Below are 20,784 nucleotides of genomic sequence, written 5' to 3'. Positions count from 1 at the left end.
CTCTACCCTCTAGAGGGTCAGGCAACGCATAGGAAAGGATGATCGATGTCTGACGATTTTTTCCCGGTCCCTTCGGAATGGGCCGCTTCGGCGCTGCTCGACCGGGATGGACGTGAGGCAGATTATCAGCGGTCGATCGATGATCCGGAGGCCTATTGGCTGGAGCGTGCAGAGCGCCTCGACTGGCTGACTTTCCCCAGCAAGACGGACGAGAGCAGCTTCAACGAAGCGGATTTCGGCGTGAAATGGTTCGCCGACGGCGTGCTGAACGTCAGCGCCAACTGCATAGACCGGCATCTCGCCGAGCGTGGCGACCAGACCGCGATCATCTGGGAGCCGGACTCGCCGGACGGGGAGCCGCGCCGCTTCACCTACAAACAGGTTCATGAGGAAGTCTGCCGTTTCGCCAACGTCCTGAAAGCCGCAGGCACGAAGAAGGGCGACCGCGTCACCGTCTATCTGCCGATGATCCCGGAAGCGGCCTTCGCCCTCCTCGCCTGCGCGCGGATCGGCGCCATCCATTCGGTCGTCTTCGGCGGCTTCTCTCCCGAAGCGCTGGCGGGCCGGATCATCGACTGCGATTCCAACATCGTCATCACCGCCGATGAAGGCTGCCGCGCGGGCAGACAAGTGCCGCTCAAGGCCAATGTCGATGCCGCGCTGAAGGATTGCCCAAGCGTCAGGAAGGTCGTCGTGGTGCAAGCGACCGGCGGCGGCATCGCCATGCAGGACGGCCGCGACCTGTGGCTGCATGAGGAAGTGGCAAAGGTCTCCGCCGACTGCGCGCCCGAGCCGATGAACGCGGAAGATCCGCTGTTCATCCTCTACACCTCCGGTTCGACGGGCAAGCCCAAGGGCGTGCTGCACACAACCGGCGGCTATCTGCTGTGGGCGAGCCTTACCCATGAACTGTGCTTCGACTATCGCCCCGGCGACATTTACTGGTGCGCGGCGGACATCGGCTGGGTCACCGGTCACAGCTATATCGTTTATGGCCCGCTGGCGAATGGCGCTACGACGCTGATGTACGAGGGCGTTCCCAACTATCCCACCGCCAGCCGCATCTGGGAAGTGGTGGACCGTCATCAGGTGCAGACCATCTTCACCGCGCCCACGGCTCTGCGCGCATTGATGAAGGAGGGCGACGCGTTCGTGCGCTCCACCAGCCGCAAATCGCTGCGCCTGCTCGGCACCGTGGGCGAGCCGATCAATCCCGAGGCGTGGCGCTGGTATCATCATGTCGTGGGTGAGGATCGCTGCCCGATCATCGATACCTGGTGGCAAACCGAAACGGGTGGTGCGATGATCGCGCCGATGCCGGGCGCCACGGACCTGAAGCCCGGCTCCGCCACATTGCCGATGCCGGGCGTGATCCCGCAGATCGTCGACAGCGAAGGCAAGGTGCTGGAAGGCGCGGCGGAGGGCAATCTGGTCATCGCCGGAAGCTGGCCGGGCCAGATGCGCACCGTGTGGGGGGACCATGAGCGCTTCTTCCAAACCTATTTCACGACCTTCCCCGGCAAATATACGACCGGCGACGGAGCCCGCCGCGATGCGGACGGCTATTACTGGATCACCGGCCGCGTCGATGACGTCATCAACGTGTCGGGCCACCGCATGGGCACCGCCGAGGTCGAAAGCGCGCTGGTGCTGCACGAAGCGGTCGCCGAAGCGGCCGTGGTGGGCTTCCCCCACGACATCAAGGGGCAGGGCATCTACGCCTATGTCACGCTGAACAGCGGCGAGGAACCGAGCGAGGACCTGCGCAAGACGCTGGTCGCCTGGGTCCGCACCGAGATCGGCCCGATCGCGACGCCCGACGTCATTCAGTTCGCTCCGGGCCTGCCCAAGACCCGGTCGGGCAAGATCATGCGCCGCATCTTGCGCAAGATCGCTGAAGGCGAAGTGTCGGCACAGGCGCTGGGCGACACCAGCACCCTTGCCGATCCCTCGGTGGTGGACAATCTGGTCGCCAATCGGCAAGGATGACGCCTGATCTGGATCAGGAGACGCCCTTGGAACGCTACAGCCTGGTTGCTCGTACGCTGCACTGGGTCATGGCGATCCTGATCCTCTTCAATCTATGGTTGGGACTGGCGCACGAATCCCTGCCGGGCGACTGGCAGGTGATGCCGGTGCATAAATCGGTGGGCCTGACCGTACTGGCGCTGGCGGTCCTTCGGCTGGTTTGGCGTCTCACCCACCGCCAGACACCCTTGCCAGAGGGACTTCCCGCCTGGGAAAGGCTGGCCGCGAAGGTTACGCACTACAGCTTCTACGGCTTCATGCTGCTGGTGCCGCTTACCGGCTGGATCATGAGTTCTGCCGGGAGATATCCGCTGAACTGGTTCTTTCTGTTCGACGTGCCGAAGTTCGCGGTTACGAAGGATGATGCGATCGTCGGCTTTTCCGCCGAAGCGCATGAGATATTCGCCTTCGCCTGGATCGCCCTCCTCATCCTGCATGTCGCGGCGGCGCTGCGCCATCACTTCATCCTGAAGGATGACGTGCTGCGGCGGATGTTGGGTTAGACCCCCCCTGACCTCGTCACCCCAGCGGAAGCTGGAGTCTGTGCGAGATGCAGCTTTCGTTGGCATGACGGAACAGCTTTAGACCATTTCCCCGATCAGCAGCTTGGGCAACGCGCCGCTTTCACCCCTTGCTTCCGCCATGAAGCGGTTCTTGAGCATCGGCGTGCGCTGGACTGCGGCGAGGCCGAAACGGCGGATGGCAGAAGGAATGCGGCCGGGCACATCAAACAGCCGGACGAGTCCGTCCATGGCAACGCTGACCGACATCGCGTCCAGCCCCCGCCACCGCTGGTAGCGCGCCATCAACTGGGCGTCGCCGGGGTCTAGGCCAAGGCGCATGCCATCGACCAGCACCTCCACCAGCGCCGCGACGTCGCGAAACCCAAGGTTCAGGCCCTGCCCCGCGATCGGATGGATCGCATGGGCGCTGTCGCCGACCAAGGCCAGCCGCGTATCGGTGATCCGCGCGGCATGGTGGAAGCCCAACGGGTAGCTGGAGCGCGGACCTGCGAGTGATATCTCGCCCAGGAAGCCGCCCATTCGCTTCTGCGCTTCAGCAAGCCATGCCCGTTCGGACAATTTCAGCATCACCGGCGCCTGCTCGGTCGGCACTGTCCAGACGATGGCCGATCGCGTCCCCGGCAGCATCGGCAGCAGCGCGAAGGGGCCGCCGGGATAGAAAATCTCATAAGCCGTGTTGGCGTGCGGCACCTCATGATCGATCGCCGTCACCATGGCGGTGTGCTTATACTGCCAGCGCGTGGTGCGGATGCCTGCAGCTTCGCGGGTTGGGCTGTTTCGTCCCTCGGCCGCCACCAGCAGAGCGCCGTGCAGCATCTGCCCGCTGGCGAGCGTCAGGCTGACTCCGTCGGCATTGCGGTCGACATGGATGGCGCGGTCGGGCTGGAAGCGGATCAGATTCTCCGCCTTCTCGGCCGCTTGGGATAGGGCGATGCGCAGGTCGCGATTGGGGAACATGATCCCCATGACACCATCGTCCGCGTCAGGCGCGAAATCGAGAGCGCCGGGCTCCAGCCCGTCGCTTACCCAAATGCGGTCGATGGGGCAGCCTTTCCCGTCCAGCAGATCAGCCACACCGATGGCGGACAGCATCGCATAGCTGGTCGAGGAAATGGCGGACACGCGCCCATCGAACCCGACGGCGCTGGTCTCCACCGGATCGGCGGGATCGATGACGGCGCAACGCACCCCATGACCGGAAAGCGCAATGCCCAGGGTCAGCCCGACAAGGCCCCCGCCCAAGATGACGACGTCAAAACGTTGCATATGAGCTATCTAGGCGCTCGGCCGGGGAATGGGAAGCGGCGCGAGCCGCCTATTCATCCGTGCTCCTGCGAAGGCAGGAGCCTAGGCGTTTATTTAAGCTGGGCTCCTGCCTCCGCAGGAGCACGGCAAAGAAAATTTTTAAAGCTTGCGCACCCAGCCAGCGGGGTCGGCCACCGTCCCGCGCTGAATGCCGGTCAGTTCCGTGCGCAGTGCTTCGGTTACGATGCCGCCATCGCCATTGCCGATGGTGAAGTCGCCATCGACGCTCTTCACCGTGCCGATCGCGGTGACGACCGCCGCCGTGCCACAAGCGAACGCCTCGCGCAGCTTACCGCTCGCCGCATCGTCGCGCCATTGCGCGAAGCTGTAGGGCTCCTCGCGAACCTCATGCCCCTTGGCGCGGGCCAGCGTAATAATGCTGTTGCGGGTGATGCCGGGTAGGATCGTGCCCGACAGCGGCGGGGTAACGATCGACCCGTCGTCCATGACAAAGAATACGTTCATGCCGCCCAGTTCCTCGACCCACTTATGCTCTGCGGCGTCGAGGAAGACGACCTGATCGCAGCCATGCTTCGTCGCTTCCGACTGAGCCACCAGGCTCGCGGCATAATTGCCGCCGCACTTGGCAGCCCCCGTGCCGCCCTTTGCCGCGCGGGTATAATGTTCCGACACCCAGAGCGTGACCGCCTTCTTCCCACCCTTGAAATAGGCGCCAGCGGGCGAAGCGATGACGCAGAAGATATACTCCGCCGCCGGGCGCACGCCCAGAAAGCTTTCGCTCGCGAACATGAAGGGGCGCAGATACAGGCTTCCTTCGCCGCTGGGGATCCAATCGGCGTCGATCTTCACCAGTTCTTCGACGGCCTCCAGGAAGATGTCCTCCGGCAGGACCGGCATGGCCATGCGTTCCGCCGACTCGGCGAAGCGGCGGGCATTTTCCTCCGGCCGGAACATGGCGATGCTGCCATCCTCAAGCCGGTACGCCTTCATCCCTTCGAAGATTTCCTGGGCATAATGCAGCACGGCGCAGGCCGGATCGAGCTGGAACGGCTCACGCGGGCCGATGGCATGGCTGTGCCACCCCTGCCCTTCCGTATAGCGGATCGTCACCATATGATCGGTGAACAGGCGCCCGAAGCCCGGGTCCTCCAGCAATACGGCGCGCTGGTCAGCCGATACAGCCTTGCTGCTCGGGTTGACGGTAAAGCGCGACTTCTGCTGGACGTCCATGATCTATGCTCCTTTGGTAGGACCGGCCGCCTATGTCACAAACGGCTCGCGGAAACAATGGGTCATCAATACTGACCAATTTGTTGCACTTTCGAAAGGGCCGCTCGCTGCCTGCTGGCATCTTGGCGCAGGGCGGCGGCGCGCTTATGCCGCAGCCATGCACTTTTTCTCGGACAATGCGACACCGGTCTGCCCGCAAGTGATGGCGGCGATGGCTGCGGCTGATGTCGCGGACCATGGCTATGATGGCGACGCGTGGAGCGCACGGCTGGACGGCGCATTTTCCGACCTGTTCGGCACCCCGGTTCGCGCGCTGTGGGTCGCGACCGGCACCGCGGCGAACAGCATCGGCCTTGCGTGCCTGTGCCCGCCCTATGGCGGCATCCTGGCCCATGAAGAATCGCATATCGTGGTGGACGAATGTGGAGCGCCCGGCTTCTACACCCATGGCGCAAGCCTGATGAGCTTGCCCGGTGATGGCGCGAAGCTCTCCCCCGAAACGTTGATCGAGCGGCTGAAGGCGATCCGCCCGGACGTGCACCAGATCCCGGCCCGCGCGATCAGCATCACCCAGGCCAGCGAATATGGCCGCGTCTATACGTCGGAGGAGGTTGCGGCGATTGGCGAGGTGGCGCGGGATCACCGCTTCGGCCTGCACATGGACGGGGCGCGCTTCGCCAATGCTGTCGCGCATCTGGGTTGTCATCCCGGCGATATCAGCTGGCGCGCCGGGGTTGATGTCCTGACCTTTGGTTGCGTCAAGAATGGCGGCATGGTGGGTGAGGCGCTGCTCTTCTTCGGCAGCCAAGCGGATGCGCGCGCGTCCGAAGCGGCGCGCTGGCGCAAGCGCGGTGGACACCTGCTGTCCAAGGGGCGCTATCTTGCCGCGCAGATATTGGCGATGCTGGAGGATGACCTCTGGCTGCGCAATGCGCGGGCCGCCAATGCCGCAGCCGCCGCGTTGGCGCAGGCCGTCCCGGATCGGCTGCTTCATCCCGTCGAGGCTAACGAGCTGTTCATCCGCCTCTCTTCTGCCGAAGCGGCAAGTCTGCGCGGGCAGGGCTTCGACTTTTACGACTGGGGAGAGGGGGCGGCGCGCCTCGTCACCAATTGGGCGCAGGAAGCGGGCGCGGTCCAGCCGCTCGCCGACGCACTCAGGTCGCTTGCATGAGCGGATCGTCGGAGGCGAAGGGCGGCGTCATCCTGCCTTTCCTGCTGGTCACGCTGATCTGGAGTTCGACCTGGATCGTCATCCGCGATCAGCTGGGCGCGGTGCCGCCGAGCTGGTCGGTCTGCTACCGGTTCCTGCTCGGAGCGGCTGGCATGGCGCTATTCGCGATGATCCGCCGTGTGCCGTTGCGATTGCCGCCAGCCGGTATCGCCTTTGCAGGCGCGCTCGGTGTCGCGCAGTTCGTGCTCAACTTCAACTTCGTCTATCGGGCAGAACATTATCTGACCTCCGGCGTCGTCGCGACCGTCTACGCGCTGCTGCTGATCCCCAATAGTATCCTCGCCTGGATCGCGTTTCGCCAGCCGGTCAGCCGCTCCTTCATCCTGGGTTCGCTGGTGGCGATCGCGGGCATCATGTTGCTGCTGCTGCGCGAATATCGCGCTGCGCCGGTGTCCGCCGAGGCAGTTCTGGTCGGCATCGCGCTCAGCGTCGCTGGCCTGCTCAGCGCGTCCAGCGCGAACGTCATGCAGGGGATGCAGATCGCCCGCCGCCTGCCGATGGCGGCTGTGCTCACCTGGGGCATGCTGATCGGCAGCGCCGTCGACGCGACCTATGCATGGGCGACCGTCGGGCCGCCTGTGATCGAGTGGCGCGCGGGCTATCTGTTCGGCATCGCGTGGCTGGGCATTGCGGGGTCGGTGGTGACCTTCCCACTCTATTTCGAGCTTATCCAGCGGGTGGGGCCGGGACGAGCAGCCTATAGCAGCGTGCTTATTCCCGTGATCGCCATGCTGATTTCCACGGTTTTCGAGGATTATCGCTGGTCGACGCTAAGTGCGGCAGGCGCGGTGCTGGCCGTGGCGGGCATGGTGATCGCGCTGCGGGCGAAAACGGCCTAGCGGCGCAGTCCCGGCTCATAATGGCGTTTTGCCGCATTCACCCGATCGATCAGGCTGGCGAGTGACTGGGGCGCGGGGGTCGCGGCTTCGGGCATCGCCAAGCGGCTCATGCGCTGGCTGAGCGCGGCGAAGTTGCGGTCGATCCGTTCCATGGCGACAAGTCCCTGCAAAAGCTGTGGGACCATCCATGGGGCGCTTTGGTTAACAGGGCGTAAGTGATGCGGCAGCCTGAGTCATTCCGCCGCGGCAAGGCAGGCGGCCAGGCCTTCGCGATAGGTGGGGTAGCGCGGTGCCCAGCCGAGAAGCCGCTTGGCCCGGCCGTTCGCCACACGCCTGTTCTCCGCATAGAAGGACAGCGCCATGGGCGACAGTTGCGCCTCCTCCAACGATAATAGCGGCGGCAGCGGCGCGCCGAGCATGGCGCAGGCCGCCTCGATCAGACGGTTCTGAGCGCAGGGCAGATCGTCGGAAAGATTATAGATGCCGGGCGGTCCATCGAAGGACGCGATAATGCCGCTGACGATATCATCCACATGAGCGCGGCTGAAAATCTGATCGGGCAGGTCGATGCGGTGCGCCTTGCCATCGCGCACCCGCTCGATCGCCGACCTGCCCGGGCCGTAAATGCCGGGAAGGCGGAAACAGCGCATGTCGTCACGCAGCGCGCGCCAGTCGCTGTCTGCCTGCACCCGGGCGGCACGGCGGCCGGAGCCGATGGGGCTGGCTTCGTCCACCCACGCCCCCGCAGCATCGCCATAAACGCCGGTCGCGGAAAGATAGCCGCTCCATAGCGCCGGGGCGGCGGCGATCGCCGTGCCGTAACGGGCCAGGACCGGGTCCGCCCCGCCCTCAGGCGGCACGGAGGAAAGGATGTGCGTCGCCTTGGCGATGCTGGCGCGCACGGCATCGCCGTCATCGAAGGCGATCGCCTCGGCATCGGCGGCGCGGCGGACCCCGGTAACCTCCCACCCCTCTCCGCGCAGGCGAGCGGCCAGCCGGGACGCGGTGTAACCCATGCCGAGGATCAGCATATGAGGGATGGCAGCGACCCTCCCGAACTAGACGGTAAAGCTTTCGCCGCAGCCGCAGCTGCCCTTGGCATTGGGGTTGTTGAAGACGAACCCGGCGGTGAAGTCATCCTCCACCCAATCCATCGTCGATCCGACGAGATAGAGCACCGACGCGCCGTCGATATAGAAGACGCCGCCGGGCGTTTCGATCTTCTCGTCGGACTTCGCTTCCTCGGTCACATAGTCGACCGAATAAGCGAGGCCAGAGCAACCGCGGCGCGGCGTGGACAGCTTGACGCCGATCGCCCCTTCAGGAGCCTGACGCATCAGGTCGGCGATGCGCTGTTCCGCACTCGGCGTCAGGATGACAGCGGCAGGGCGCGCGCGGGTCTTGGTGGTCGTCTCGGTCATTTTGTTCCTCTTCTCCCCTCCCGCAGGCGGGAGGGGTCGGGGGTGGGTTCGTGCCGCGCAAAGCTCGCTCCGCTCGCGCCCACCCCTTGGTCCCCTCCCGCTTGCGGGAGGAGAAATGGTTAGAGCATCCCCAGTTCCAGTTTCGCCTCGTCGCTCATTTTCTGCGGGTCCCATGGCGGGTCCCAGACGAGATTCACCTGCGCGTCCCCCACGCCCGGTACGGCACCGACGCGTAGTTCGACTTCGCCGGGCATCGATTCAGCGACCGGGCAATGCGGCGTCGTCAGCGTCATGGTCACGACCGCATGGCCGTCTTCCGTCACATCGACGCCATAGACGAGGCCGAGATCATAGATATTCACCGGAATTTCCGGGTCATATATCTCTTTGAGCGCGTCGATGATCGCTTCATACAGGTCGCCGCCCGGCTCGCCCTTCGGCGCTTCGCTGGGCTTGGCGTTCAGGAAGCCGTCCAGATAGTCGCGCTGGCGCGGAGCTGCCTCAGCCGCCGTCTCCTCCACGCGCGCCTTGGGCGGGGCGTCAACCGCCTCCACCTCTTCCACCCGGATCTGGCGTTCCCCGGAATTTACCTCAGTCATTGACGAAGATCTTCCTCACTCGCTCTATGCCCTTGACCAGGGCATCGACATCGCCCTCGTCGCTATAGATGCCGAAACTGGCCCGCGCCGTCGCTTCGACGCCCAGATGCCGCATCAGCGGCTGCGCGCAATGATGCCCGGCGCGGATCGCGACACCCGTTTCGTCCAATATGGTGCCGACATCGTGCGGATGCACCCCCTCGACTTCAAAGGAGAGGATACCCGCACTGTCCTCCGGCCCGAAAACCCGCACGCTGTTGATGCTCTCCAACGCGGCCCGCGCCTTGCCGACCAGCGCGCATTCATGCGCATGGATCGCGTCGAGGCCGATCGCCTGCACATAATCGATCGCGGCGGACAGGCCGACGACGCCGGTGATATGCGGCGTCCCCGCTTCGAACCGGGTCGGCGCGGGCGCGTAGGTGGTTTTCTCGAACGTCACCTTGTCGATCATCGACCCGCCACCCTGATAGGGCGGCATGGCGTCCAGCAGTTCCTTGCGGCCCCACAGCACGCCGATCCCGGTCGGGCCGTAGAGCTTGTGCGCGGAAAAGACATAGAAGTCGCAATCGAGCGCCTGCACATCGACGGCAAGGCGCGGCACCGCCTGGCATCCGTCGATCAATATCTTCGCGCCCACGCTGTGGGAGATGTCTGCTGCGCGGCGCACATCAAGCACGCTGCCCAGCACATTCGACACATGGGCTAGCGCGACCAGCTTGTGCGCAGGCGTGATCATCGCGGCCATGGCTTCGAGGTCGATCCTGCCATCCGCCGTGAGCGGCACGACATCGATCGCCGCGCCGACACGTTCGGCGACGATCTGCCAGGGGACGATGTTGCTGTGATGCTCCAACATCGACAGTAGGATGCGGTCGCCCGCCTTCAACTGCGTGTCTGCCCAGCTATGCGCGACCAGGTTGATCCCCTCGGTCGCGCCGCGGACATAGACGATCTCGCTATCGGAAGCCGCGCCGATGAATTGCGCGACCTTGCGCCGCGCCGCTTCATAGGCGAGCGTCATGTTGGCGGAGCGTTCATAAACGCCGCGATGGACGGTCGCATAGTCGGGGCCGTAGGCGCGGGCAATCGCGTCGATGACAGCGGTGGGCTTTTGCGCGGTGGCGGCGCTGTCGAGATAGTGCCAGCTGCCGACGCCGGGGAAATCGTCCCTTAATTTCAGCAAACCGTTCGGGCTGAGCCTGTCGAAGCCTTCTCCTGTCTTTGAAGAGAGTTGAAGCCCCTCATCAGGCTCAGGGCGAACGGAGGACGGATCACCACTCATACCAAATCTTCCAGCTTGGCCAGCGCAGCCGCCTCCAGCCTGTCCTTGACTGCCTCATCAGCCACATCGTCGAACACGCCAGCAACGAAGGCCTTCAACAGCAGCGTCTTGGCAGTCGCCGGGTCCATCCCCCGCGACGCCATGTAGAACAGCGCCTGACGGTCCAGTTCACCCACGGTTGCGCCATGGGCGCATTTCACATCGTCGGCGTAGATTTCCAGTTCCGGCTTGGCATTGGCCGTGGCAGTGCGATCGAGCAACATGACCTTCACCGACTGAAAGGCATCCGTGCGCTGCGCATCGCGCGCGACATTGATCGACCCGAGATAGCTGCCCGTCGCCCGCTGGCCCAGGATGGAACGGATCGTCTGTCCGCTGGTCGCGTCCGGCTCGGCATGGGTGACCGAGGTGATGATTTCCAGCACCTGATCCCCGCCGCCGATGATCGCGCCGTTGAGTTCGAAGTGGCTCCCCTTGCCCAGCGTCACCTTAAAGGTCACGCGGCCGAGCTTGCCGCCGATGTTCAGCACATGAAAGTCGCACCGCGCTCCGTCCGCGATCGTGATGACATAGTCATGCACCGCCGCTGCGCCATCGCTGGCGTCCTGCAACAGATGGTGGCGGGACGTTTCTCCGGCCGCGACGTCGATCCGCGTCGGCGCAGGCGTCGGCCAAATGGAGGCTACCGCCTCCAGATCGCTATAGCGCCATTCCTCTTGCTTGCGCGTGGGCAGGGCGAGCGCGGTCATGACCGAACCTCCTCCGCGCCTCCGCGCCTCCGCGTGAGCACAATCATTTCACGCGGAGAGGCGGAGACACGGAGAGAAAGGGAAGTGCCTGCGGCGCTCATGCAGCGACCACCTCCGCATAGCCCTCGCGCTCCAGTTCCAGCGCGAGTTCGGGGCCGCCGGACTTCACTATCCGGCCGCCAGCCAGCACATGGACATAGTCCGGCTTCACATAGTCGAGCAGCCGCTGATAGTGGGTGATGAGCAGCACCGCCTTGTCCGGCTTGCGCATGATCGCATTGATCCCCGCCCCCACGATCTTGAGCGCGTCGATGTCCAGGCCGGAGTCGGTTTCGTCCAGGATCGCCATTTTCGGATCGAGAATGCCCATCTGCACCATTTCGGCGCGCTTCTTCTCGCCGCCGGAAAAGCCGACATTCACCGGGCGCTTCAGCATCTCCATGTCGAGACCCAGCAGGCCTGCCTTTTCCTTGGCGAGCTTGATGAACTCGCCACCCGACAGCGGCTCCTGCCCGCGCGCCTTGCGCTGAGAATTCAGGCTCTCGCGCAGGAATTGCAGGTTGGACACGCCGGGAATCTCGACGGGGTATTGGAAACCGAGGAACAGGCCTGCTGCGGCACGCTCATGCGGCTCCATGCTGAACAAGTTCACACCGTCCAACGAGGCAGCGCCGCCGGTCACTTCATAGCCCGGACGCCCGCCCAGCGTATAGGCCAGCGTCGACTTGCCCGCGCCGTTCGGCCCCATGATCGCATGGACCTCGCCCGCATTGATGGAGAGCGACAGACCTTTCAGGATCGCCTTGCCGTCGATCTCGTTGGCCAGATTTTCGATCGTCAGCATGCGTTATCCCTTGTGCGCGCGCTGGAGCGTCCGCGCGGTCCAGAAGGCCATGTCCCGCACGTCGCCCGGCGCGGGGAACAGCGTGTCGATATGGCGCTTGATCGGCATATAGGGCCACCAGTCGGCGCCGGGTTCAGGCGAACCCTTTTCCAGCAGCCCGGTCACGAACTCCGTCACCGGCCCCATGCGGGCGAGGTTCGGCGCCTTCGCCTTGTGGAAAGCCTTGTCGCTTTTCAGCTTTTCGGTGAAGGCGACGTCGCCCTTCTCCAGAGCCGCACGGCATTCGGCCTCATAGGCGTCGAGATCGCCGAAATCCTTGCGCGCGCGCGCTTCCAGCTCGCCGTCTTCCAGCTCATAGTCTTCGGTCAGGATGCGGATCGCGGCCGTCCATGACTGGCCATTGCCGACATCCTCCGCGAAATCGGCCAGGGCATCCTGAATATCGTCTTCGTCGCTCAAAGGTCTTGGTCCTCAACAAGGGAAAGCCCCTCCCCTTCAGGGGAGGGGTTGGGGTGGGGGCTAGCCCAACGATCCGGCGCCTGTTCCAGTGCGCCGAAGATCGCGGCACAAACCCCATCGATATTGTGCATCACCTCCTGATTGGCGATGCGGATGATTCGGTAGCCCATCTCGCTCAGCACGGCGTCGCGCCGATCGTCGGATCCCGCCGCATGCGTATCGCCGTCAACCTCGACGATCAGCGCCTTTTGCGCGCAGAGAAAGTCAGCGATGTACGGGCCGATCACGGATTGGCGACGGAATTTGTAACCGCCGAGTTGCGAGCGGTTGAGTTTCGTCCACAGGCGCTTCTCTGGCTCCGTTGGATCGCAGCGCATTTCGCGGGCGAAGCCTGCCAGTTCAGCGAGGCGTCCAGAGGATAGCCCCCACCCCCGGCCCCTCCCCTGAAGGGGAGGGGAGTTTGAGCGCTTCGCTTGGTCGAGAGGCGTCAAATCCCTCAACCGACCGAACCCTCCAGCGAAATCCCCAACAGCTTCTGCGCCTCCACTGCGAACTCCATCGGCAGCTGTTGCAGCACCTCGCGGGCGAAGCCGTTGACGATCAGGCCGACCGCCGCCTCCTGATCCAGCCCGCGCTGCATCGCGTAGAACAGCTGATCATCGCTGATCTTGCTGGTCGTCGCTTCATGCTCGATCTGCGCGCTCGGGTTGCGCACCTCTATATAAGGCACGGTATGTGCGCCGCATTTGTCGCCGAGCAGCAGGCTGTCGCACTGGGTGAAGTTGCGCACGCCCTCCGCGCCCGGCGCTACGCGCACCAGCCCGCGATAGGTGTTGTTCGAACGCCCGGCGCTGATCCCCTTGGACACGATGGTCGAGCGGCTGCCCTTGCCATTGTGGATCATCTTCGTGCCGGTATCGGCCTGCTGCAGATTGTTGGTGAGCGCCACCGAGTAGAATTCGCCTACGCTGTTCTCGCCGTTCAGCACGCAGCTGGGATATTTCCAGGTGATGGCGGAGCCGGTCTCGACCTGCGTCCAGCTGACCTTGCTGTTCTTGCCCTGGCACAGCGCCCGCTTGGTGACGAAATTATAGATGCCGCCCTTGCCCTGCTCATCGCCGGGATACCAGTTCTGGACGGTGCTGTACTTGATCTCCGCATCATCCAGCGCGACCAGTTCCACGACCGCCGCGTGCAGCTGGTTCTCGTCGCGCATCGGCGCGGTGCAGCCTTCGAGATAGCTCACATAGCTGCCCTCGTCCGCGACGATCAGCGTGCGTTCGAACTGACCCGTATTCTCAGCATTGATGCGGAAATAGGTGGACAGCTCCATCGGGCAGCGCACGCCCTTGGGGATGTAGACGAAGGTGCCGTCGGAAAAGACAGCGCAGTTCAGTGTGGCAAAATAATTGTCATGCATCGGCACGACCTTGCCCAGCCACTTCTTTATCAGCTCGGGATATTCGCGCACCGCCTCGCTGATCGAGCGGAAGATGACGCCCGCTTCCTCCAGCTCCTTGCGGAAGGTGGTGGCGACGGAAACGCTGTCGAACACCGCATCCACCGCGACCTTGCGGCTGCTCTTGACGCCCGCCAGCACTTCCTGCTCGGCAATGGGGATGCCGAGCTTCTCATAGGTCGCGCGAATCTCGGGATCGAGTTCGTCGAGCGAGTCCAGCTCCGCCTTCTTCTTCGGCTCGGCGTAATAATAGGCGTCCTGATAGTCGATCGGCGGGATGTTGAGCTTGGCCCAGTCGGGCGCTTCCATCTTCTGCCACATGGCAAAGGCCTTCAGCCGCCAGTCGAGCAGCCATTCCGGCTCCTTCTTCTTGGCGGAAATGAAGCGGACCGTGTCCTCATTCAGCCCCTTGGGCGCGAAGTCCTGCTCGATGGCGGATGACCAGCCATGTTCGTAGGCCGAGGCGCGCTCCGCGGCCTCATGCGCTTCCAGGTTGCGAATAGTGGTCGTCTCTTCGGTCATGCCATTTCTCGTGTCAAACTGGCGATCGTCACCCCGGCCAGTGCCGACCGGATCGCATTGTTCGCGACATTCATGTGCGGGCGTACGCGGCAACCCTGTTCCAGCGTGCAGTCGTGCGCGCCCTGTTCGGCGCAAGCGGTCATGGCAATGGGCCCTTCCACCGCCTCCACGACATCCACCAGCGTGATGGCCGCCGCAGGCCGCGCCAGCCGAACCCCGCCGCCGGTCCCGCGACTCGATTCGAGCAGCCCCGCAGCCGACAAGCGGCTCACCAGCTTCTGCGCTGTCGGCAGAGGAATGCCCGTTTCGCTGGCAAGCGTGGTCGCATTCATCTTAGCGCCACCGCAATGGCGGGCGGCGGCCGACATCAGCACCACGGCATAATCTGCGAAACTCGAAAGCCTCATCCTGGCCAAGCGTCCCGGTTGCGAACCATTCTCAAATCGGATCGAATCAATCCGATTGCGCATGTGGTCGCGCGGGCACGCGGAATCAAGCCATTTCTAAAGTGGCAGCCGCCTCAACTGAAACGGTTCAGCACGGCCACGTCCCCGCCCAGCGAGCGGCGCAACAGGGTAAGCTGGGCGACCGCCGTCGGCTCGGTCTGCAACTGATGCGGGGTCAAGCCGATGAAATGCTTGATCTCCCGGATGAAATGCGACTGGTCGTAGAAGCGGCCATCCTCGCACAATTCCTGCCAGCTATGTTGGTCGAGCGCGATACGCGCACTGCACCGCAGCGCCCGGTATTTGCGCGCCAGCAGCTTGGGCGGGCAACCATAATAGCGGTTGGTCATCCGGGCGAGCTGGCGCGGAGACAATCCGGTTTGCTCCACCAGCGCTTCGATCCGGGGCGATCCTTCCCCCATCAGCCAGTTGTCCACGGCTTCCAGCAGCCGCCAGCTCGTTTCCGGCAAAGGCCTAACCCATTGCGCCAGCACCGACCAGCAGCAGGCGGCAATCGCTTCGGGATCGTGCATGCCCTTAAGCCGGGTCAGCAGCGCGGCCATGGCGCCGTTTTTCTCCGCGCTCATGTCACGCAGCCGGTCCGCGAGCAGGCTGGCATCGCCTCCGCCCAGGCTGACCCAGCCTGCGGGCAGGAGTGAGATGCCGACGACGCAGGCGGGGCCGTTCAGCTCGAACCGCGTCGCTCCCAAAGTGGGGCCGAGCAGGCAGATTTCCGGAGTCGCGGCCACCGTCCCGTCATGGAAATGATAATCGCCCGCCCCCGCGACCATGAAGCGCAATTGCGGAACATCCGCACGCGTCACGTCAAGATAGCGGTCGGCGCTTTCGGTAAAGATGTAGACGGAGCCGAAATAGGCATGCAGCGGGTCAGGCGGAGCGAAATAGCGGAGTTTGACCGGCCCCTGCGCCGCTTCCACAGTATAGGAAAGCGACGGATCGCCACCCTTTTCCACTCTCTGTGGCATCCCCCCGGATGCGCTGTCGCGATGCGGCCCCATAATCACCCCACAGCTGCACTATGAAGCTTCTTTGCTGCTGCGCAAGAGAGATACTGAGGCAACGAAGGTTTTTTCCGAACCGATTCGAAAAAAATGACCCGGCGCTTTTACACGCCGGGCCAGTAAAAGGTCTCGTTAGCCATATGGCCAAGAGCCTTCGGGTCGCAGCACGGTCATAAATCCGAATCGGATCGGCTTGATTGGATGAATCGGACATTAAGCGCGCAAAAATGCCACCAATATGAATGATTTGGCGGCTAATTTGTCCTTCTCGGCCAACTGTTGCGCCATTGTCACAGCGACTCGACGGGGAAGATCGGCGATGGCATAGCGCGCCCATGTCCTACCGCCTCGTTCGCCCGCTCTTTTTCGCGCTTGATGCAGAGCGCGCGCATCATCTGTCTGTCGCGCTGCTGCGCATGATGCCATTCGCCGCTCCCCCAGCGCCCGACGCTGCCCTGACCCATACCGTGGCAGGTATCAGCTTCCCCAACCCAGTCGGGCTGGCGGCGGGCTATGACAAGGAAGGGCTGGTCGCGCACAAGATGCATGCGCTGGGCTTCGGCTTTGCGGAGCTCGGGACGCTGACCCCCATGCCGCAGCCGGGCAATCCCCAGCCGCGCCTGTTCCGGTTGGTGGAGGATCGCGCCGTCATCAACCGCATGGGCTTCAACAATGGCGGCCTCGCTGCTGCGGCCGAGCGGGTGGCAAAGCGCCGCCGTCCGGCCGGTCAAGGTGCAGCGCCGGTGATCGGCATCAATATCGGCGCGAACAAGGACGCGGCCGATCGCATCGCGGACTATGTGACCGGCGTCACCTGCATGGCGCCGCTCGCCGACTATCTCACGGTCAACATTTCGTCGCCCAACACGCCGGGCCTGCGCGCGTTGCAGGACAGGGCGGCGCTGGACCAGCTGCTGGGGGCCGTAATGGCGGCGCGCGGCGCGGACCGCACCCCCATTTTCCTGAAGGTCGCCCCCGACCTTGAGCCAGCCGATGTCGAGGATATCGCCGCCGCCTGCCTTGACCATCAAGTCGATGCGCTGATCGTGTCCAACACCACCATTTCGCGCCCGCCGCTCCGCTCCGCCCATGCGGGGGAAAGCGGCGGATTGTCGGGTGCGCCTCTCAACGACCTGTCGCTTCAGCGGATCAGGGATTTTCGGCGGATATTGGGTAATCGCCTGCCCCTGATCGGCGTTGGCGGCATCGGCAATGCGGAACAGGCCTATGCCCGGCTCCGCGCGGGGGCGAGCCTGATCCAGCTGTACAGCGCGCTCGTCTATGAAGGGCCCTTTCTCGCCAAACGCATCAATGTGGGACTGAAAAAGCTGATGGCGCGGGACGGCTTCACGCATATCAGCCAGGCCATCGGCATCGACAGCTGATCTTGACCTTTGATCTCAGGGGCTTGCGGCGGACCGGCTGGACGATAGTGTGCGGGGGATGACGCCTCGCCTCGCTGGCCTGCTGGCCCCCTTTGCCTTTGTTTTCTTCTACACTGCGCCGGCCGTGGCGCGCGAACCCGTTTCGCTCAATGCGACGGTTTCGGCTGCCGATCCGCGCGCCGCGGCGGCGGGGCAGGAAATCCTTTGGCAGGGCGGCAGCGCGACGGATGCCGCGATCGCCATGATGCTCGCGCTCAATGTCGTCGAACCGCACAATAGCGGCGTCGGCGGCGGCGGCTTCCTGGTGCATCATGATGGCGAGACGGGAGTGCTTGAATCGATCGACGGGCGCGAAACCGCGCCTGCGGCGGCGCGGCCGGATCGCTTCATCGGGGCGGATGGCCAGCCGCTCGATTTCCGCTCCGCCTGGCCCGGCGGCTATTCGGTGGGCGTGCCGGGGAATGTGCGGCTCGCCTGGGAAGCGCATCGTAAATGGGGCAAGCTCCCCTGGGCAAGCCTGTTCGCACCCGCAATCCGCCTTGCCGAAGAAGGGTTCGAAGTGCGCCAGCGTCTCGACACCGCGATGAAGGCCGTGGCGCCGATCTGGGCCGATTTCCCGGAAATACAGAAGTTCTTCTGGGTGGATGGCGCCCCTGCCCCGATCGGCACGACGCTCAGGAACCCTCCGCTTGCCGCCCTCTTCCGGCGCATCGCGACAGAAGGGCCTGACGCCTTCTACAAGGGGGAGACCGCGCGGGCGATCGCCGCCACTGTCACCAGCGCCCCCAAAAATCCCGTGCCGATGACGGAGGCCGACATTGGCGCCTATCAGGTGAAGGCGCGCAAGCCGGTTTGCGGCCCTTATCGCGGCTACAGCATTTGCGGCATGGGGCCGGCCTCTGCGGGCGGCATCACCGTGCTGCAGATATTGGGCATGGTCGAACGCTTTCCGCTCAATCAATGGGGCAAGGATGATCCGCGTTCCTGGCATGTCATCGGTGAAGCCATGCGCCTTGCTTATGCCGATCGGGACAAGTGGCTCGGCGATCCGGAATATGTGTCCGTGCCGATCGCCGGGCTGATCGATCCCGATTATCTCAGGAAGCGGTCGGCGCTCATTGCGCTTGGCCGGTCGCTCAACGACTATCGCCCCGGCACGCCGCCCGGCGCTGAAGCCCGCACCGCCGCCGCGCCGCAACCGGAAAGCGGCACCAGCCATTTCGTCGCCATCGACCGCGACGGCGACATCGCCGCCTGGACGTCCACCATCGAAAGCTTCTTCGGCAGTCAGTTGATCGCCAACGGGGTCATCCTCAACAATGAACTGACCGACTTCAGCTTCACGCCCGAGAAAAATGGCGCGCCGGTCGCCAACCGGGTGGAACCGGGCAAGCGGCCCCTGTCCTCCATGTCCCCCACCATCGTTTATGACGGCAAGGGAACGCCTGTCTTCACAATCGGCGCGGCTGGCGGGCGGACGATCATCATGCAGGTGACAAAGGCGATCATCGCGCATTTCGACTGGGGCCTGTCAGCACAGGACTCGATCGCGCTAGGGCTGGAGTTCTTCGACGCCAAAGGCCTTGTGCTGGAGAAGGGGACGGCGCTGGAGGCATTGAAGGCGCCGCTGGAGGCCTGGGGCCACACGGTCACGATCGCACCGCTTGGCCTCAAGGCGAATGCGGCGGAACGCGGAACTGACGGGCGGTGGCAGGGCGCGGCTGACCCCAGAAGCCCCGGCGTGTCGCTCCAGGAATAGCCTTCCCCCGCTCAGTGAACAGCCCGCTCCCCCCCACGGGTTGTGGACGGAAACATCACCCCTTCAAATCCAGCCCCGCGACGTTGAACTCAAACGGAAAGCTCTTGTCCTTGGGGCCGATCACCAGATTGACCTTCAGCAGCTTGGTCCCCTTGATCGCCTGATCCGCCTTGGCTGCGGGCAGCACCTCTAAGCCGTCCTTATTCTCCGTCATCCGCCCGCGCCATTCATGGCTCTTGCCGTCGTCGGTCACGGCGGTCACGCGGCAGTCGGACAGGTCGCAGCTGAAGGGCGCGCCCACCAGCTTCACCGTCACCTGCGCGCCGCCTTCCGCCATCGGCTGGACCAGCAGCACCGAGAAAGTGTCTTGCGCCGTCATGGTCTGCACGCTGTTGGCGCTGCCGATATAAGCGACCTTGGGCTTGCCCGCCTGCCCGCCTTCATATTTCCATTGCTGACCGATCTGCTCGCGCTGCGTCGGCCCTTCTTTCTCACCGCCGGAGCAGCCCGCCAGCATGCCGATAGCCGCCAGCATCCACAGGCTTCGCATCGCGCATCTCCTCATCATCCGTTTCGATCACGGAAGGAGAACGCCGGGACGTCAGCAGGTTTCCTTATGTCAACTGTAGCGTTCCGCCGTCTGCCGGATCAGCGCGATCATGTTGGGGATGCCCTGTGTCCGGTTGGAGCTGAGCTGATTCTTGAGGTCGAAGGGCGCCAGATCGCCTTCGATCTCGGCTGCCGCGATTTCCGCTGGCAGCTGGTCCTGCACCGTCAGCAGGACAAGCGCGATGATCCCCTTCGTGATCGCGGCATTGCTGTCCGCGAGGAAATGGAGGCGGCCATCATCGCGCACGGTGGGATAGACCCACACCGCCGCCGAACAGCCCCGCACCAGCGTCGCATCGGTCTTGAGCGCATCGGGCATCGGTTCCAGCGCGCGGCCAAGGTCGATCAGCAGCCGATAGCGGTCATCGGCATCAAGAAATTCATATTCTTCCTGAAGATCGGCAAGGGCGGGCGCTTTGGTCATAGCCCGCATATAGGCAGAAAAGCGGCCCGCGAAAGCCGCTTTTCCTCACGTCATGGATCAACGCCCGCCGCGATCGCCTCCAGCTTGCGGATGCGCTCCTTGAGGTCCGCCATCTCGATCCGCGTGCTTCCCATGGCCGTAACGCGTTCCACGGGACGGCCAAGCTCCGCGCGCTTGAGCGCTAGCCACCCGTCCCATCCGCGCAGCGCCGCCCCCGCGACGATCAGCAGCCCAAGCAGGCTTCCCATTACCATGGTCAGCGTGAAAGCCATGTCCTGCATATGACCCTCCGACGCTCCGTTCAGCGCAGGCTTTCGATCTCGTCCGCCAGCCTTTTGTTGCGGCTGGTGTAGAAAGTCTCGATGTCCGCCAGCCGCCGGTCGATGTCGCGGAACTTCGACCGCACGTCGCGCGCGGATCGCGCCGGATTGGTGCGCACGCCCTGCCAGAATTTTTCATCGTCCCGATCGGCATAGAGGCCAAGCGGCTTGTTCTCACCGAAATAGGCGACCGCGAAATAGGCGATCAGCGACCAGGGGAAGGCGCCCATCAGCGTCACCAACACTGCGCCGACGCGCACCCAGGTCACGTCGATGCCGGTATAATCGGCGATGCCTGCGCATACGCCCATCCATTTGCCATTCTGCTTGTCGAGGTAGAATTTGGTACGGCGCGCAGCCATG

The 20,784-nt window shown here is 64.1% G+C and carries 24 protein-coding genes; 6 read left to right on the top strand and 18 right to left on the bottom strand.

Annotation, left to right across the window (positions count from 1 at the left end):
• Window positions 1-45 precede the first annotated feature (45 nt).
• Both acs and ACYU8T_RS12165 read left to right on the top strand, forming a co-directional pair.
• Entirely contained in the window at window positions 46-1,989 is a 1,944-nt protein-coding gene (gene acs / locus ACYU8T_RS12170) for an acetate--CoA ligase (RefSeq protein WP_461159586.1), read from the top strand.
• Between the two features lie 26 nt (window positions 1,990-2,015).
• Window positions 2,016-2,531, top strand: coding sequence for a cytochrome b (locus ACYU8T_RS12165; RefSeq protein WP_461159808.1), 516 nt, complete (start codon window positions 2,016-2,018; stop codon window positions 2,529-2,531).
• Window positions 2,532-2,609: 78 nt separating this feature from the next.
• On the opposite strand, the gene ACYU8T_RS12160 is transcribed toward ACYU8T_RS12165, so the two are convergent.
• Complete coding sequence (locus ACYU8T_RS12160; protein ID WP_461159585.1) at window positions 2,610-3,818, bottom strand: UbiH/UbiF/VisC/COQ6 family ubiquinone biosynthesis hydroxylase; 1,209 nt, start codon at window positions 3,816-3,818, stop codon at window positions 2,610-2,612.
• Window positions 3,819-3,956: 138 nt separating this feature from the next.
• Window positions 3,957-5,048: a branched-chain amino acid aminotransferase gene (locus ACYU8T_RS12155; RefSeq protein ID WP_247232360.1), complete on the bottom strand. Its 1,092-nt coding sequence runs from the start codon at window positions 5,046-5,048 to the stop codon at window positions 3,957-3,959.
• A 157-nt stretch (window positions 5,049-5,205) separates the two neighbouring features.
• Between ACYU8T_RS12155 and ACYU8T_RS12150 the strand changes: the two genes are divergently transcribed.
• Together ACYU8T_RS12150 and ACYU8T_RS12145 are read left to right on the top strand one after the other, a co-directional pair.
• Complete coding sequence (locus ACYU8T_RS12150) at window positions 5,206-6,219, top strand: threonine aldolase family protein (RefSeq protein WP_461159584.1); 1,014 nt, start codon at window positions 5,206-5,208, stop codon at window positions 6,217-6,219.
• Window positions 6,216-7,118 carry a DMT family transporter gene (locus ACYU8T_RS12145; protein WP_461159583.1) on the top strand — a complete coding sequence of 301 codons (903 nt, stop codon included), beginning with the start codon at window positions 6,216-6,218 and terminating at the stop codon, window positions 7,116-7,118. Before ACYU8T_RS12150 ends, ACYU8T_RS12145 begins: the two co-directional genes overlap by 4 nt.
• Here ACYU8T_RS12145 and ACYU8T_RS12140 read toward each other — a convergent pair.
• From ACYU8T_RS12140 to ACYU8T_RS12085, 12 genes are all read right to left on the bottom strand, one after another.
• Entirely contained in the window at window positions 7,115-7,270 is a 156-nt protein-coding gene (locus tag ACYU8T_RS12140) for a hypothetical protein (protein ID WP_461159582.1), read from the bottom strand. The two genes, ACYU8T_RS12145 and ACYU8T_RS12140, sit on opposite strands and share 4 nt — an antisense overlap.
• An 81-nt stretch (window positions 7,271-7,351) precedes the next feature.
• Window positions 7,352-8,158: a Rossmann-fold NAD(P)-binding domain-containing protein gene (locus tag ACYU8T_RS12135; RefSeq protein WP_461159807.1), complete on the bottom strand. Its 807-nt coding sequence runs from the start codon at window positions 8,156-8,158 to the stop codon at window positions 7,352-7,354.
• A gap of 18 nt (window positions 8,159-8,176) precedes the next feature.
• Window positions 8,177-8,539, bottom strand: a complete 363-nt coding sequence (locus ACYU8T_RS12130; protein WP_461159581.1) for a HesB/IscA family protein — start codon at window positions 8,537-8,539, stop codon at window positions 8,177-8,179.
• 119 nt (window positions 8,540-8,658) lie between these two features.
• A complete protein-coding gene (locus tag ACYU8T_RS12125) occupies window positions 8,659-9,138 on the bottom strand; it encodes an SUF system Fe-S cluster assembly protein (protein WP_201515334.1) in 480 nt (159 codons plus the stop codon).
• Entirely contained in the window at window positions 9,131-10,423 is a 1,293-nt protein-coding gene (locus tag ACYU8T_RS12120; protein ID WP_461159580.1) for an aminotransferase class V-fold PLP-dependent enzyme, read from the bottom strand. The genes ACYU8T_RS12125 and ACYU8T_RS12120 overlap by 8 nt, the downstream gene beginning before the upstream one ends.
• The gene (locus ACYU8T_RS12115; RefSeq protein ID WP_461159579.1) at window positions 10,420-11,172 is read right to left on the bottom strand and encodes a SufD family Fe-S cluster assembly protein; all 753 of its coding nucleotides are present in this window, start codon (window positions 11,170-11,172) and stop codon (window positions 10,420-10,422) included. The genes ACYU8T_RS12120 and ACYU8T_RS12115 overlap by 4 nt, the downstream gene beginning before the upstream one ends.
• A gap of 97 nt (window positions 11,173-11,269) precedes the next feature.
• Window positions 11,270-12,016, bottom strand: coding sequence for a Fe-S cluster assembly ATPase SufC (gene sufC, locus ACYU8T_RS12110; RefSeq protein WP_097090654.1), 747 nt, complete (start codon window positions 12,014-12,016; stop codon window positions 11,270-11,272).
• Window positions 12,017-12,019: 3 nt separating this feature from the next.
• Entirely contained in the window at window positions 12,020-12,475 is a 456-nt protein-coding gene (locus tag ACYU8T_RS12105; RefSeq protein ID WP_097090653.1) for a hypothetical protein, read from the bottom strand.
• Window positions 12,472-12,873 carry an endonuclease domain-containing protein gene (locus ACYU8T_RS12100; RefSeq protein ID WP_461159806.1) on the bottom strand — a complete coding sequence of 134 codons (402 nt, stop codon included), beginning with the start codon at window positions 12,871-12,873 and terminating at the stop codon, window positions 12,472-12,474. The genes ACYU8T_RS12105 and ACYU8T_RS12100 overlap by 4 nt, the downstream gene beginning before the upstream one ends.
• A gap of 98 nt (window positions 12,874-12,971) precedes the next feature.
• Window positions 12,972-14,456 carry a Fe-S cluster assembly protein SufB gene (gene sufB / locus ACYU8T_RS12095; protein ID WP_461159578.1) on the bottom strand — a complete coding sequence of 495 codons (1,485 nt, stop codon included), beginning with the start codon at window positions 14,454-14,456 and terminating at the stop codon, window positions 12,972-12,974.
• On the bottom strand, window positions 14,453-14,863 hold the full coding sequence (locus tag ACYU8T_RS12090) for an RrF2 family transcriptional regulator (RefSeq protein ID WP_201515339.1): 411 nt from the start codon (window positions 14,861-14,863) through the stop codon (window positions 14,453-14,455). The genes sufB and ACYU8T_RS12090 overlap by 4 nt, the downstream gene beginning before the upstream one ends.
• 113 nt (window positions 14,864-14,976) lie before the next feature.
• Entirely contained in the window at window positions 14,977-15,921 is a 945-nt protein-coding gene (locus ACYU8T_RS12085; protein WP_380800753.1) for a helix-turn-helix domain-containing protein, read from the bottom strand.
• Window positions 15,922-16,259: 338 nt separating this feature from the next.
• On the opposite strand from ACYU8T_RS12085, the gene ACYU8T_RS12080 reads away from it, so the two are divergent.
• Together ACYU8T_RS12080 and ggt are read left to right on the top strand one after the other, a co-directional pair.
• A complete protein-coding gene (locus ACYU8T_RS12080; RefSeq protein ID WP_461159577.1) occupies window positions 16,260-17,309 on the top strand; it encodes a quinone-dependent dihydroorotate dehydrogenase in 1,050 nt (349 codons plus the stop codon).
• A 58-nt stretch (window positions 17,310-17,367) separates the two neighbouring features.
• The gene (gene ggt, locus ACYU8T_RS12075; RefSeq protein ID WP_461159576.1) at window positions 17,368-19,068 is read left to right on the top strand and encodes a gamma-glutamyltransferase; all 1,701 of its coding nucleotides are present in this window, start codon (window positions 17,368-17,370) and stop codon (window positions 19,066-19,068) included.
• Between the two features lie 55 nt (window positions 19,069-19,123).
• Here the strand turns inward: ggt and ACYU8T_RS12070 are convergent, their stop codons facing one another.
• The 4 genes from ACYU8T_RS12070 to pspC all read right to left on the bottom strand — a co-directional run bounded on the left by ACYU8T_RS12070 (window position 19,124) and on the right by pspC (window position 20,783).
• Window positions 19,124-19,618 (bottom strand): hypothetical protein, encoded by a 495-nt coding sequence (locus ACYU8T_RS12070; RefSeq protein ID WP_461159575.1) that lies wholly within the window; start codon window positions 19,616-19,618, stop codon window positions 19,124-19,126.
• 69 nt (window positions 19,619-19,687) lie between these two features.
• Window positions 19,688-20,101, bottom strand: a complete 414-nt coding sequence (locus ACYU8T_RS12065; RefSeq protein WP_097090648.1) for a SufE family protein — start codon at window positions 20,099-20,101, stop codon at window positions 19,688-19,690.
• 50 nt (window positions 20,102-20,151) lie between these two features.
• On the bottom strand, window positions 20,152-20,382 hold the full coding sequence (locus tag ACYU8T_RS12060) for a hypothetical protein (protein ID WP_461159574.1): 231 nt from the start codon (window positions 20,380-20,382) through the stop codon (window positions 20,152-20,154).
• A gap of 20 nt (window positions 20,383-20,402) precedes the next feature.
• The gene (gene pspC / locus ACYU8T_RS12055) at window positions 20,403-20,783 is read right to left on the bottom strand and encodes an envelope stress response membrane protein PspC (protein ID WP_097090646.1); all 381 of its coding nucleotides are present in this window, start codon (window positions 20,781-20,783) and stop codon (window positions 20,403-20,405) included.
• Between the last annotated feature and the right edge of the window lies 1 nt (window position 20,784).

This window comes from Sphingobium sp. TomMM35A (genome assembly GCF_054771735.1).
The sequence above is the reverse complement of the archived record's forward strand: the minus strand, read 5'-3'. Positions and strand labels throughout refer to the sequence as shown.

Coding starts and splice junctions, on each gene's coding strand:
- ACYU8T_RS12150 (WP_461159584.1), top strand. CDS start 5,206: ATGCACTTTTTCTCGGACAATGCGACACCGGTCTGCCCGCAAGTGATG.
- ACYU8T_RS12115 (WP_461159579.1), bottom strand. CDS start 11,172: ATGACCGCGCTCGCCCTGCCCACGCGCAAGCAAGAGGAATGGCGCTAT.
- ACYU8T_RS12125 (WP_201515334.1), bottom strand. CDS start 9,138: ATGACTGAGGTAAATTCCGGGGAACGCCAGATCCGGGTGGAAGAGGTG.
- sufB (WP_461159578.1), bottom strand. CDS start 14,456: ATGACCGAAGAGACGACCACTATTCGCAACCTGGAAGCGCATGAGGCC.
- ACYU8T_RS12070 (WP_461159575.1), bottom strand. CDS start 19,618: ATGCGAAGCCTGTGGATGCTGGCGGCTATCGGCATGCTGGCGGGCTGC.
- ACYU8T_RS12130 (WP_461159581.1), bottom strand. CDS start 8,539: ATGACCGAGACGACCACCAAGACCCGCGCGCGCCCTGCCGCTGTCATC.
- ggt (WP_461159576.1), top strand. CDS start 17,368: ATGACGCCTCGCCTCGCTGGCCTGCTGGCCCCCTTTGCCTTTGTTTTC.
- ACYU8T_RS12085 (WP_380800753.1), bottom strand. CDS start 15,921: ATGGGGCCGCATCGCGACAGCGCATCCGGGGGGATGCCACAGAGAGTG.
- ACYU8T_RS12145 (WP_461159583.1), top strand. CDS start 6,216: ATGAGCGGATCGTCGGAGGCGAAGGGCGGCGTCATCCTGCCTTTCCTG.
- ACYU8T_RS12060 (WP_461159574.1), bottom strand. CDS start 20,382: ATGCAGGACATGGCTTTCACGCTGACCATGGTAATGGGAAGCCTGCTT.
- ACYU8T_RS12160 (WP_461159585.1), bottom strand. CDS start 3,818: ATGCAACGTTTTGACGTCGTCATCTTGGGCGGGGGCCTTGTCGGGCTG.
- ACYU8T_RS12090 (WP_201515339.1), bottom strand. CDS start 14,863: ATGAGGCTTTCGAGTTTCGCAGATTATGCCGTGGTGCTGATGTCGGCC.
- acs (WP_461159586.1), top strand. CDS start 46: ATGTCTGACGATTTTTTCCCGGTCCCTTCGGAATGGGCCGCTTCGGCG.
- ACYU8T_RS12140 (WP_461159582.1), bottom strand. CDS start 7,270: ATGGAACGGATCGACCGCAACTTCGCCGCGCTCAGCCAGCGCATGAGC.
- sufC (WP_097090654.1), bottom strand. CDS start 12,016: ATGCTGACGATCGAAAATCTGGCCAACGAGATCGACGGCAAGGCGATC.
- ACYU8T_RS12065 (WP_097090648.1), bottom strand. CDS start 20,101: ATGACCAAAGCGCCCGCCCTTGCCGATCTTCAGGAAGAATATGAATTT.
- pspC (WP_097090646.1), bottom strand. CDS start 20,783: ATGGCTGCGCGCCGTACCAAATTCTACCTCGACAAGCAGAATGGCAAA.
- ACYU8T_RS12080 (WP_461159577.1), top strand. CDS start 16,260: ATGTCCTACCGCCTCGTTCGCCCGCTCTTTTTCGCGCTTGATGCAGAG.
- ACYU8T_RS12155 (WP_247232360.1), bottom strand. CDS start 5,048: ATGGACGTCCAGCAGAAGTCGCGCTTTACCGTCAACCCGAGCAGCAAG.
- ACYU8T_RS12120 (WP_461159580.1), bottom strand. CDS start 10,423: ATGAGTGGTGATCCGTCCTCCGTTCGCCCTGAGCCTGATGAGGGGCTT.